This window comes from Kribbella polygonati (assembly GCF_050320105.1).
GTDB lineage: Bacteria > Actinomycetota > Actinomycetes > Propionibacteriales > Kribbellaceae > Kribbella.
The window spans coordinates 7,820,048-7,831,661 of record NZ_CP190129.1 but is presented as its reverse complement, the minus strand read 5'-3'; the positions used below and the strand labels follow the sequence as shown (position 1 = coordinate 7,831,661).

The window sequence follows — 11,614 nt, the reverse complement described above, 5'->3', positions numbered from 1 at the left end:
CCATAAAAGACTGATGGTCTGTTATGGCTCGACGTTATCAGACCGCCGGTCCGATAACAACAGACCGTCGGTCTGTAGAATCTCTGAGATGAACTTCAAGCGCGCCCGGAGCGCGGAGCAGCGGGCGGAGCGGCGGCGGGCGATCCTCGCGACCGCGGCCACGATGCTGACCGAGATGCCGGTCGCCGACCTCAGCCTGAACGAGCTGAGCCGGCGCGTCGGCCTGGCGAAGTCGAACGTACTGAACTACTTCGACTCCCGCGAGGCCGTCCTGCTCGAGCTGTCGAGCAGCGAGCTGACCGCCTGGGTGGAGGAGCTGGCCACGGCGCTCGGGGACGTGTCACCCGAGCTGCCGGTCGGCGAGCGCACCGAGCAGCTGATCACCGCGGTCGTCGGCACGCTGACGAAGCGGCCGGTGCTCTGCGACCTGATCAGCGCCCAGGCGGCAGTGCTGGAGCGGAACATCAGCACGGAGACGGCGCTGGCGTTCAAGCGCGCGGCCGCGATCAGTTACGAGCGGATGATCGCCGCGGTGGCCGCGGTCGTGCCGGAGCTGGGCGCGGACGGGGCGGGCCACTTCATCGCCACCGGCAGCCTGCTCGCCGGTGCGATCTGGAGCCACTCCCACCCCGTCCCCGCCATCCTCGCCGCCTACGAGGCCGACCCGTCGCTGGAGGCGATCCGGATGGCCTTCGAGCCGTCGCTCGCGGCCGGACTACGGACCCTGCTGTACGGCGTCCTGCCGCGTCAGGGCAGGTAGTAGTTCGGGTTCGGCAGCTTGAACGTACGGTCGGCGTACCCGCCCTTGAGGTCGGAGAACTGGTCGCCGAAGTTCGCGACGATCTCGTAGCCGAGGGACTCGATGTGCGCGCGGGTCGCCGACTTGTAGTGGATCGTCGTGCACTTGCCGTCCGGGTCGTTCGCGCAGGCCTGCTTCAGGTAGTCCGGGTAGTCGGCCACGGCCGGCTTGGTGAACAGGCCGTCCTCGCCGTTGCTCAGCGCCGTCGGCTTCGGGAAGCCCGCGTCCACGCCGACGCCGTCCGCGGTCAGGTTGCCCAGCGTGGCCTGCTCCTGCGCGGCGCCGCGACCGGTCAGGAAGAAGATCGCGTAACCCTCGCGCTCGGCCGTCTTCACCAGGTCCACCATGCCGGGCACGGCCGGGAACTTCTGGTTCAGCACGTAGTCCGCGTTGGTGGCCGGGTTGTACGCCCAGTTGCTGGCCAGCTCGTAGTTCCAGGTGGCGAGCGCGGTGTCGTCGACGTCCAGCAGGATCGCCTTGGTCTTGCCGGTGTGGTGCGGGACGGAGATCCAGCGGGTCCCGGCGGCCGCCACCGAGCGGGCCTCCTTGGCGTAGTTGCTGTCCGCACCGAACGTCCCGGTGCCGAGCGGGTCGCCGTAGTAGTTGCGCAACTGCTGCCGCAGTACGTCGAGGTTGGTGACCTGGTTCTCGCTGCGCGGCGTCGACGTCTGGATGGCGGGCTGCTGCGTGGCCGCACCGGCCGAGTACGCGACGCCGCCGACGACCGACGTCATCGCGACCGCGGCGACGCCGGTGAGGACCATCCGCCGGGACGGCCGGCGCCAGGAACGGAATGCCATGGGAGACCTCTTCAGAACGGGAATGCTTGCCAGGGCACGCTAACCCCGTTCCGGCCCGGTCGTGCGCGGGACAAGGGGAATCCTCCGGATCAGACCGCTTTCACGTACCGGTGACACGGCACCGGCAGCGTTCCGCCGTCGACCGCTGCCGGGTAGTCGAACGGGCCGCGGTCGATCCAGCCCTGGCGCTGGTAGAACCGGCGGGCGCGCGCGTTCCCGGTGGCGACGGCCAGCCAGGCCTCGGCGTACCCGTTCGCCCGGACCTGCCGTTCCGCCTCGGCGAGCAGGGTCCCGGCGATCCCGGACCCGCGGTGCGCGCCGCCGACGTACACCTGCTCGACCTCGTCGCCCACCACCATCACGAACCCGGCGACCACGTCCCCCGCGACGGCGACCGTGGTGTCCGCGATCCGTTCGGCGGCTCGGATCCCGAACGACTCCTCGGTGCGTACGGCGACCAGCGCGTCCGGCACGTGCCCGAGATGCCCGTCCCGCCAGCCGGCGTACCAGATCGCGGCGATCGCCGCGGCGTCCGCAGCGGTCGCAGGCCTGACACTCATTTCCACAGCGTAGTGGCCCTCGCGGCAACCTAGGCTTGCTCCGGGTGCCGTCGAGATCTGGCAGGAGAACCATGGCCGAGTTGCTCCCCTACGACTCCCCGGCGAGCGCCTGGGCGGAGTCGATCGCCGGCGTCGCCGGGCCGAACGGCGTGGACACCCGCTGGGACGGCGAGGTGATGGTCCGCGACGGCGACCGGATGCCGAGCGTGACGACGTCCGAGTCCGGGATGAACGGCGCGCAGTACTACCTGTTCGTGCTCCGCGAGCACCTCGACGCGATCCAGCAGGACGCGGCGCAGCTGACCGCCGAGCAGCGGCAGGAGCGCTGGGACACGCTGGTCGAGGCGACCGGCTACGTGGCGTCCCAGGCGACCGGCCTGCTGACCCCGCTGGCCGACTTCCACCCGGTCGTCCAGGCGGACGCCGATCTCAACGGCGGCCTCGCCGACGTCTGGACCCAGGAGCGGCTGCAGCACGTCTGGCAGAGCAGCGACTCCGCCGGGCTGATGTCGCCCGCGGACGTCCCGCAGCCACACTTCGACTACCACGGCCGCGGCCCGGCCGCCGACGCCACCCGCGACGTCCTCACCGAGATCGCCCGCCAGAACGACGCGGAGCCGACGTACGTCGACACCTGCGAGGACCTGATCCGGATGAAGCCCGACTACCGCTGGGCCACTCTGGTCGGCAAGCTGCCCGGCGGCGACAAACTGACCCGCGACGAGCGGGTGGTCCTCGGCGACCGGCTCCGCACCCAGTTCAAGTCCGCGGTCGACGCCCGCAACCCCGGCAGCGGTACGCCGGAGTCGCCGGCCACCGTCGCGACCCGGAAGCTGGCCGCGGCCGTCCGGCTGACGACCGAAGGACGACCCGGTCCGGCCGGCGACCGGGCGGCCGACCTGGCCAAGGACCCGGCGCTGCGGTCCCCTACTCCGGGTCGTACGCCAGATTCGGGCGGAGCCAGCGCTCAACCTCGGCCGTCGGGAGTCCGCGCCGTACTGCGTAGTCTTCGACCTGGTCGCGGTTCAGGCGGCCGACACTGAAGTAGCGCGACGCCGGGTGCGCGAAGATCAGGCCGCTCACCGCCGCGGCCGGCGTCATCGCGTACGACTCCGTCAGCCCCAGGCCGATCTGCTCCGCCTCCAGCAGCTCGAACAGGTCCTTCTTCTCGGTGTGGTCCGGGCTCGCCGGGTACCCGAGGGCCGGCCGGATGCCGCGGAACCGCTCCGCGTGCAGGTCCTCCAGCACCGGCTGGACGCCGGGCTCGAACCAGGCCTTCCGCGCCTCCAGGTGGATCCACTCCGCGAACGCCTCCGCCAACCGGTCGGCGAGCGCCTTCACCATGATCGCCTTGTAGTCGTCGTTGCGTGCCTCGTACGACTTCGCGAGCGCCTCGGCCCCGTGGATCGCCACCCCGAACCCGCCGAGGTGGTCGCCCGACGGCGCGATGTAGTCGGCCAGACATCGGTTGTGCCGGCCCGCGGGCTTCTCGGTCTGCTGCCGCAGCATCGGGAACGACCGCTCGAGTCCGTCCAGGACGATGTCGTCACCGTCGCTGTGCGCGGGCCAGAACCCGTACGCACCCTCGGCGGTGAAGGACCCGTTCGCGATGATCTCGTCCAGCAAGGCGTTCGCGTCGTCGAACAACTCGCGCGCGACCGGCTGCTCGAGGATCGCCGGGTACTTCCCCTTCAGTTCCCAGGCCAGGAACAGGAACTGCCAGTCCACCATCTCGCGCAGCGTCTCGATGCTCGGAGACACGCGCTTGAGTCCGGTGAAGGCCGGCACCGGCAGCTCGCCGTACTCCACCGGCTCGCGGTTCGCGCGCGCCTGGTCGAGGGTGAGCATCGGCGCGCGCTGCTTGTTCGCGTGCTGCTCGCGGAGCCGCTCTTGCTCGATACTGTTGCTCTTGGCAAGCTGTTCGGCGCGGTCGTCGTCGAGCAGGTCGGACACCACGCCGACCACCCGGGACGCGTCCAGCACGTGCACGGTGGTGTTCTCGTACGCCGGGGCGATCCGGACCGCGGTGTGCTGCTTGGACGTGGTCGCGCCCCCGATCAGCAACGGCAGCTTCAGCCCGCGGCGCTGCATCTCGGTCGCCACCGACACCATCTCGTCCAGCGACGGCGTGATCAGCCCGGACAGCCCGACCGCGTCCGCGCCCTCGGCCACCGCGGTGTCGAGGATCCTTGCTGCCGGCACCATCACGCCGAGGTCGATCACCTCGTAGTTGTTGCAGCCGAGCACCACGCCGACGATGTTCTTGCCGATGTCGTGGACGTCGCCCTTCACGGTCGCGAGCACCACCTTGCCCTGGCCGCGGACCATCTCCGCGCGGCCTTCGCGGCGGGCCTGCTCCTTCTCCTCCTCCATGAACGGCTCGAGGTACGCGACCGACCGCTTCATCACCCGCGCGCTCTTCACCACCTGCGGGAGGAACATCTTCCCGGCGCCGAACAGGTCACCGACGATCTTCATGCCGTCCATCAACGGGCCCTCGATCACCTCGAGCGGCCGTGGCAGCTGCTGCCGGGCCTCCTCGGTGTCGGCCTCGATGTAGTCGACGATGCCGTGCACGAGCGCGTGCGACAGCCGTTCCTGCACCGAGCCCTCGCGCCAGGTCAGGTCGACCTCGCGCTGTTTGCCCTTGCCCTTCACGGTTTCGGCGAACTCGACCAGCCGGTCGGTGGCGTCGTCGCGGCGGTCGAAGATCACGTCCTCGACCAGCTCCAGCAGGTCCTTCGGGATGTCCTCGTAGACCGCGAGCTGGCCGGCGTTCACGATCCCCATGTCCAGGCCGGCCTTGCCGGCGTGGTACAGGAACGCGGAGTGCATCGCCTCACGGACGATGTCGTTGCCGCGGAACGAGAACGACAGGTTCGAGATGCCGCCGCTGATGTGCACGCCCGGGCAGCGGGCCTTGATCCGCGGCAGCGCCTCGATGAAGTTCTTCGCGTAGCCGTTGTGCTCGGACATGCCGGTCGCGACGGCCAGTACGTTCGGGTCGAAGATGATGTCCTCGGCCGGGAAGCCGATCCCGGTCAGCAGGTCGTACGCGCGGGCGCAGATCTCCACCTTGCGGTCGACGGTGTCCGCCTGGCCCTGCTCGTCGAACGCCATCACCACCGCGCCGGCGCCGTAGTCGCGGATCTTCCGGGCGTGCTCGAGGAACTGCTCCTCGCCTTCCTTCAGGCTGATCGAGTTGACCACGCCCTTGCCCTGCACGTGTTTCAGCCCGGTCTCCAGCACCGACCACTTCGAGCTGTCGATCATGATCGGGATCCGGGCCACCTCGGGCTCGGTCGCGATCAGGTTCAGGAACGTGGTCATCGCCTGCTCGCTGTCCAGCAGGTCGGCGTCCATGTTCACGTCCAGCAGGTTGGCGCCGCCACGCACCTGCTCCAGCGCCACGTCCACCGCGGCCTGGTGGTCGTCGCCCTCGATCAGCCGGCGGAACCTCGCCGACCCGGTCACGTTGGTCCGCTCGCCGATCATCACGAACCCGGTGTCCGCACCGATCTTGAACGGCTCCAGCCCGGAGAACCGGGTGGTGTGGTCGGTCGGTACGACGGTCCGCGGCGGCAACTCCCGCACTGCTTCGGCGATCTTGGCGATGTGCGCGGGCGTCGTGCCGCAGCAGCCGCCGACGATGTTCACCAGCCCGGACCGCGCGAACTCCTCGAGCATGCCGGCGGTCTCGGCGGGCGTCTCGTCGTACCCGCCGAAGGCGTTCGGGAGGCCGGCGTTCGGGTGCGAGGCCACGTACGTGCCGGCGAACCGGGCCAGGTCGGCGACGTGCGGGCGCATCTCCGCGGCGCCGAGCGAACAGTTCACGCCGACCACCAGCGGATCCGCGTGCTCGACCGAGCTCCAGAACGCCTCGACGGTCTGCCCGGACAGCGTGCGGCCGCTCAGGTCGACGATCGTCACCGAGATCCACAGCGGCAACTGGGGCGCGACCTCGCGGGCCGCGGCGACGGCCGCCTTCGCGTTCATCGTGTCGAAGATCGTCTCGATCAGCAGCAGGTCGACGCCGCCCTCGGCGAGCGCCGCGATCTGGTCGGCGTACGTCTGCTTGACCTGTTCGAAGGTCACCGCGCGGTACGCCGGGTCCTCGACCCGCGGGCTCAGCGAGAGCGTGACGTTCAGCGGGCCGATCGATCCCGCGACGAACCGCGGGCGGTCCGGGGTGGCGAACTCGTCGGCCGCCTGCCGGGCCAGCCGGGCACCGGCGAGGTTCATGTCGCGGACGTGCTCCTGCAGGCCGTAGTCGGCCTGGCCGATCCGGGACGCGGTGAAGGTGTTGGTGGTGGTGATGTCCGCGCCAGCCGCCAGGTACTGCCGGTGGACGTCGAGGATCACGTCCGGCCGGGTCAGGTTCACCAGGTCCGGGTCGCCGGTGACGTCGTGCGTCGCGTCGGCGTACCGCTCGGGCTGGTAGTCCGCGGGCGTCAGCTTCGCGTTCTGCAGCATCGTGCCCCAGGCACCGTCGAGCACGACGATCCGCTGGTCCAGCAGCTCGCGCAACGCGGCTTCACTCATCGGCCAACCCCTCCAGAAGAACTCTCCGGAGGCGCCCTTGCAGTCGAAGCTCCAGGTCGAGCGTGGCGGACCTGAGCCCGTTGCAGCGCCTCTCGGCCTGGATGCTCCATGTTAGTGGCGTCACATCGTGCGCCAAGTCCTCCGTCCACATAGTAGGACGGGTGTTCAATCAGTGGATGAGATCCTGGATCGACGGAGCATAGAGCGCGGCGATCGTTTCCGGAGCCGCGGCGGCCAGTGGGCCGGTCTTGTCGATCGCCAGCAGCGCACCGAGGCCGAGGAGATGGGCGGTGATCAGGGCGGCCCGGAGGTCGGCGTCCGGGCCGGTCAGCCGGGCGGCGAAGGCGCGGGTGACCTGGTCGCGGAAGTGTTCCCGGATCAGCGCGCGCTCGTCGCCCTTGCCGGCCGCGAACACGACCCGGACGAGCAGGTCCTGGTCGTTCGCGCGGCGGTACTCGACCAGGGCCCGGACAGCGTGTTCGCCGAGTCGCTCGTTCGGCGCCTGGAGCAGCAGTTCGGCCGCCTCGCTGAAGTCGGCGACCTGCTCGAAGAGCGCTTCCTTGCTGCCGAAGTGCTTCACGATCAGGGCAGCGCTGACGCCCGCGTCCGCGGCCACCCCGCGCAGAGTCACCGCGTCGTACGGCTCCCGTGCGAACGCCTTCCGGGCGGCCCGGAGGATCGACGGACGCCCGGGATCGGTCATGGCGCCGTCACCTCGTAGGCCGGCTCGGGGCGGCGTACCGGGATCAGCAGCACCAGCCCGGCGGCGACCGCGGCCGCGATGCCCGCGATCACGAACACGATCAGGTACGCCGACAACGCCGGCGCGACCTTTCCGGCCTGGGAGATCGTCAGGCTGGCCAGCACGGTCGCGACGATCGTGCTGCAGATCGCCTGCCCGATCGTGCGCATCAGCGTGTTGAGGCCGTTCGCCGCGGCCGTTTCGGTCACGGGCACAGCATGCATGATCAGGGCCGGAAGCGCCGAGTACGCCACGGCCGTTCCGGCACTGACCACGGTCGCGCCGACCACGATCCCCGCGACGCTGCCGCTGGTGAACAGGCGAACGACATACCCCGCCGCCATGATCACCGACGCGATCCCGAGCGTGAACCGCGGGCCTTTCGCGGTGGAGATCTTCGCCGACACCGGCGACAGCAGCACCATCGCGACACCGCCCGGCAGGAGACACAGTCCGCTGACCACGATCGATTCGCCCAGCCCGTACCCCGTCCACGTGGGCTCCTGCACCAACTGCGCGGTGGACAAGGAGTTGGCGTAGAACGCGAAGCCGATCAGCAGAGCGCTGAGGTTGGTGAACAGTACGGCGGGCCGCGCGGACACCCGGAGGTCGACGAGCGGGCCGACAGTGCGCAGCTCGTACCAGCCCCACAGCGGGACCAGCAGTAGCGCGACGGCGTACAGCCCGACGAGGGTCGGCGTACTCCAGGTGCTGCTCTTCGACACCGCGAGCAGCAGACACACCAGGAACGCACTCAGGCCGAGCGCGCCGAGTACGTCGAAGCGGCCGCTGCTGCGGACGGCTGACTCCGGGACGATCAGCAGGACCAGGACGATGTCCAGCAGGCCGAGGCCGAGGTTGATCCAGAACATCGTGTGCCAGTTCGCGTACTCGACCACCAGCGTCGCGGCCGGGATGCCGAACGCGGCACCGATGCCGAGGGTCGAGCTCATGATCGCGATCGCCGGGATCACCCGGCGCGGCGGGAGCTCGTCGCGGAGGATGCTGATGCCGAGCGGTACGACGGCCACCGCGGCGCCCTGGAACGCGCGGCCGGTGATCAGCACGGTCAGGTCGGAGCTGGTCGCGCAGAGCAGCGAGCCGATGATCATCGACGACAACGCGATCAGCAGGACGCGGCGCTTGCCGTACATGTCGCCGGCGCGGCCGAGCAGCGGAGTGAAGACCGCGCCGGTCAGCAGCGTCACGGTGATCAGCCAGCTGACGTCGGACGCCGGGCTGTGGGTGATGCCGGGGAGTGCGGGGAGCAGCGGTACGACGATGGTCTGACTGACGGAGACCAGGACGCCGCAGAATGCGAGTGCGGACAGGATCAGGCGGGGACGGGCAGGCAAGCGGATCCTCACAGGGGTGAACTGCTGTTTACTCAGGAATCGTAAACGCTCGTTCACCGGACCGGAAATGGACCGGGAAACCGCTCACCGATTGGACCAGGAGCGTGGGCGGCGGATTTCCTACGGTGGTGTCATGAGGATCTTCGTCGCCGGCGGGTCCGGCGTGATCGGCCGCCACCTCGTCCCGCTGCTGGTTGCCCAAGGCCACGAAGTGACCACCCTCAGCCGACGGGCGAGTTCGTCGTCGGTGACCGGGGACGTGTTCGACCGGGACCGCCTGCACGAACTGGTGGCCGCGGCGCGGCCGGACGTGGTGATGCACCAACTGACGGACCTCGGGACCCGGGACTTCGCGGCGAACAGCCGGATCCGGCGGGAGGGGACGCGCAACCTGGTGGACGCCGCGCTCACAGCCGGGGTACGGCGGGTGATCTCGCAGAGCATCGCGTGGGCGTACGAGCCCGGCTCCACCCCGGCGGACGAGTCCACGCCGCTCGACGTACGGTCGCCCGACGAGTCCCGGCGTACGACCGTCGAGGCGGTCGCCACGCTGGAGTCGATCACGGCGGAGGCGCCCGAGTGGGTGGTGCTGAGGTACGGGATGCTCTACGGCCCAGGCACCTGGTACACCAAAGGCGGCCTGATGGCGACCGCCCAACTCCCCACCGGCCCCGACCTCACCAGCTTCCTCCACATCGAAGACGCCGCCGAAGCCGCCGCGTCGGCCCTCACCTGGCCCTCCGGCCCGGTCAACATCGTCGACGACAACCCCCTCCCCGCCTCAGCCTGGGCCCCCGCCTTCGCACAGTCGGTCGCCACTCCCCCCGCCACACCACCCGCCCCCGCCCCACGCGAGCCCGCCCGAACCACCCCCACCCCGACCGAGGGGACCCGGACCGAGGGGACCCGGACCGAGGGGACCCGGACCGAGGGGACCCGGACCGAGGGAGCCCGGACCGAGGGGACCCGGACCGAGGGAGCCCGGACCGAGGGGACCCGGACCGAGGGAGCCCGCACCGCCGAGGCCCGGACCGGGTGGGCGCGGGGTGCGACCAACGCCCGCGCCCGTGCTCTCGGCTGGGCGCCCAGCCACCCCACCTTCCTCGGGGCCCTCCCCTGAGCGCCGAGTCGTGGCGAACGGCTCCGACCACCTTCGCCGAGTCGTGGATCTCGGCCGGATTTCGCGACCGTTCTCCACGACTCGCCGGACACAAGTGATCGGACCCGGCGCTCCGAGGGGGAGGGGGAGCGCGGGTCCGATCGGCGGTCCGCTGGGAGCGAGGGGGTGCGCTGGACCTAGCGGACCGGGCCTTCGATGAGCTGGATGGTGGCCTTGTGGGTCTGGCCGGACTGGTCGGTCCAGCCGACCTCCACCTTGTCGCCCGGGTGCTGCTGGTTGAGCAGCGTGGAGAGGGCGTCCGGCGACTCCACCGTGTGACCGGCGAACGAGGTGATGACGTCGCCGGCGGTGATGCCGGCCTCGTCCGCGTGGCCGTTGGCGAGTACGTCGCCGACGACCGCGCCGCTGGTTCCGGTGCTGGTCACGACCGACACACCGAGCATCGCCGAGTCGCCGATGTGTACCGACGCCGAGGACTTGCCGTTCTCGATCTGCTGGGCGATGTCGAGCGCCTGGTTGATCGGGATCGCGTACCCCTCGGTCGTCGCCCCGGTCCCGTTGCCGTTCCCGGAACCGTTACCCGACCCGTTCCCGGAACCGTCGCCGTACCCGTTCCCGCTGCCGTAGCCGTTCCCGTCGCCGTTGCCGTTGCCGAACGGGAAGCCGGTGCCGTCGCCGTTGCCATACCCGTTCCCGTACCCGTTGCCGCCGCCCCACGCGGCCAGCGTCGCGGTCGCGGCGTGCGCCGTGGACACCGAGCTCTGCCCCGGAATCCCCCGCCCGCCGTTGCTGCCGCCGTTCCCGGCCACGTCCACGCCGACCACGTCGCCGTTCGCATTGACCAGCGGCCCGCCTGAGTCGCCGGCCTGGATGTTCGCGTCGGTCTCGATCAGGTTCGTCAGGTTCTCCGGGTCCTGCCCGTTCTGGTCGGTCGCGGTGATCGCCTGGTTCAGCCCGGTCACCTGGCCGGCCGCGTAGCTCGGCGTACCGCCGGTACCGCCCGCGTTCCCGACGCCGACGACCTGGTCGCCGAGCTTCACCTGGTCGGAGTTCCCGGTCTTGGCGGTCTGCAGCCCGGACGCGTCCTTCAGCTTCAGTACGGCGATGTCGTGCGCCTCGTCGTACCCGACGACGCTCGCCGTGTACGTCTTCCCGTTGCCGATGTCGGTCACGGTGATCGACGTCGCGCCCTCGATCACGTGGTGGTTGGTGAGCACCTCGCCGTCGGACGTGAGCACGATCCCGGTGCCTGCCGCCCGCGCGTTCTCGTACCCGAGGACGGTGTTCACGTCGACCAGCCCGGGCGACACCTTCGCCGCCACCGAGGACGCGTCGAACGCGGTCTGGGACAGCGTCGAGTTGTGCCCGTCGCTGCGCTGGTCGATGCCCCAGGCAACCGATCCGGCGACCAGGACGGCAGCCAGCCCGAGCACTCCCGCACCGAACAGCCGGCGCCGGTGCTTCTTCGGCGGCTGCTGCGTCCCGAACGGGTACTGCGGCCCATAGGGGTACTGCGGCCCGTACAGCCCCGGCTGGTACTGCTGCTGGAACTGCCCCTGCTGGTACTGCGGACCCGCGGCCACCTGCTCGTACTGCGAAGCCTGCTGGTGCTGCGCACCCTGCTGCGGCGCCTGGTCACCGTTGTTCGGTCCCGCTCCAGCGCTCTCGTTCATCCCGTCGCCCTCCTCGGCCAGTT

General features: G+C 70.3%; 9 protein-coding genes. 3 read left to right on the top strand and 6 right to left on the bottom strand.

The features are described from left to right. Positions 1-88: 88 nt before the first annotated feature. Positions 89-760, top strand: coding sequence for a TetR family transcriptional regulator (locus ACQHIV_RS37570; RefSeq protein ID WP_427889087.1), 672 nt, complete (start codon positions 89-91; stop codon positions 758-760). On the opposite strand, the gene ACQHIV_RS37565 is transcribed toward ACQHIV_RS37570, so the two are convergent. Both ACQHIV_RS37565 and ACQHIV_RS37560 read right to left on the bottom strand, forming a co-directional pair. Beyond that, positions 748-1,599, bottom strand: a complete 852-nt coding sequence (locus tag ACQHIV_RS37565; RefSeq protein ID WP_427889086.1) for an HAD family acid phosphatase — start codon at positions 1,597-1,599, stop codon at positions 748-750. The two genes, ACQHIV_RS37570 and ACQHIV_RS37565, sit on opposite strands and share 13 nt — an antisense overlap. An 89-nt stretch (positions 1,600-1,688) precedes the next feature. Beyond that, positions 1,689-2,159 (bottom strand): GNAT family N-acetyltransferase, encoded by a 471-nt coding sequence (locus ACQHIV_RS37560; RefSeq protein WP_427889085.1) that lies wholly within the window; start codon positions 2,157-2,159, stop codon positions 1,689-1,691. 71 nt (positions 2,160-2,230) lie between these two features. Between ACQHIV_RS37560 and ACQHIV_RS37555 the strand changes: the two genes are divergently transcribed. Continuing rightward, positions 2,231-3,202, top strand: coding sequence for a hypothetical protein (locus ACQHIV_RS37555; RefSeq protein ID WP_427889084.1), 972 nt, complete (start codon positions 2,231-2,233; stop codon positions 3,200-3,202). Here the strand turns inward: ACQHIV_RS37555 and metH are convergent. The 3 genes from metH to ACQHIV_RS37540 form a co-directional block, all read right to left on the bottom strand. Next, entirely contained in the window at positions 3,087-6,701 is a 3,615-nt protein-coding gene (gene metH / locus ACQHIV_RS37550) for a methionine synthase (RefSeq protein ID WP_427889083.1), read from the bottom strand. The genes ACQHIV_RS37555 and metH overlap by 116 nt on opposite strands. 169 nt (positions 6,702-6,870) lie before the next feature. Further along, entirely contained in the window at positions 6,871-7,404 is a 534-nt protein-coding gene (locus tag ACQHIV_RS37545; protein ID WP_427889082.1) for a TetR family transcriptional regulator, read from the bottom strand. Next, positions 7,401-8,798, bottom strand: coding sequence for an MFS transporter (locus tag ACQHIV_RS37540; protein ID WP_427889081.1), 1,398 nt, complete (start codon positions 8,796-8,798; stop codon positions 7,401-7,403). The genes ACQHIV_RS37545 and ACQHIV_RS37540 overlap by 4 nt, the downstream gene beginning before the upstream one ends. A gap of 133 nt (positions 8,799-8,931) precedes the next feature. Here ACQHIV_RS37540 and ACQHIV_RS37535 point away from each other — a divergent pair, with 133 nt between their 5' ends. Next, positions 8,932-9,918 (top strand): NAD-dependent epimerase/dehydratase family protein, encoded by a 987-nt coding sequence (locus tag ACQHIV_RS37535; protein ID WP_427889080.1) that lies wholly within the window; start codon positions 8,932-8,934, stop codon positions 9,916-9,918. 176 nt (positions 9,919-10,094) lie between these two features. Here ACQHIV_RS37535 and ACQHIV_RS37530 read toward each other — a convergent pair whose 3' ends face one another. After that, a complete protein-coding gene (locus ACQHIV_RS37530; protein WP_427889079.1) occupies positions 10,095-11,591 on the bottom strand; it encodes a S1C family serine protease in 1,497 nt (498 codons plus the stop codon). Between the last annotated feature and the right edge of the window lie 23 nt (positions 11,592-11,614).

Bases quoted from the DNA above. Each gene is read 5' to 3' on its own strand.
- metH (WP_427889083.1), bottom strand. From the start codon at position 6,701: ATGAGTGAAGCCGCGTTGCGCGAGCTGCTGGACCAGCGGATCGTCGTG.
- ACQHIV_RS37570 (WP_427889087.1), top strand. From the start codon at position 89: ATGAACTTCAAGCGCGCCCGGAGCGCGGAGCAGCGGGCGGAGCGGCGG.
- ACQHIV_RS37565 (WP_427889086.1), bottom strand. From the start codon at position 1,599: ATGGCATTCCGTTCCTGGCGCCGGCCGTCCCGGCGGATGGTCCTCACC.
- ACQHIV_RS37560 (WP_427889085.1), bottom strand. From the start codon at position 2,159: ATGAGTGTCAGGCCTGCGACCGCTGCGGACGCCGCGGCGATCGCCGCG.
- ACQHIV_RS37535 (WP_427889080.1), top strand. From the start codon at position 8,932: ATGAGGATCTTCGTCGCCGGCGGGTCCGGCGTGATCGGCCGCCACCTC.
- ACQHIV_RS37555 (WP_427889084.1), top strand. From the start codon at position 2,231: ATGGCCGAGTTGCTCCCCTACGACTCCCCGGCGAGCGCCTGGGCGGAG.
- ACQHIV_RS37530 (WP_427889079.1), bottom strand. From the start codon at position 11,591: ATGAACGAGAGCGCTGGAGCGGGACCGAACAACGGTGACCAGGCGCCG.
- ACQHIV_RS37545 (WP_427889082.1), bottom strand. From the start codon at position 7,404: ATGACCGATCCCGGGCGTCCGTCGATCCTCCGGGCCGCCCGGAAGGCG.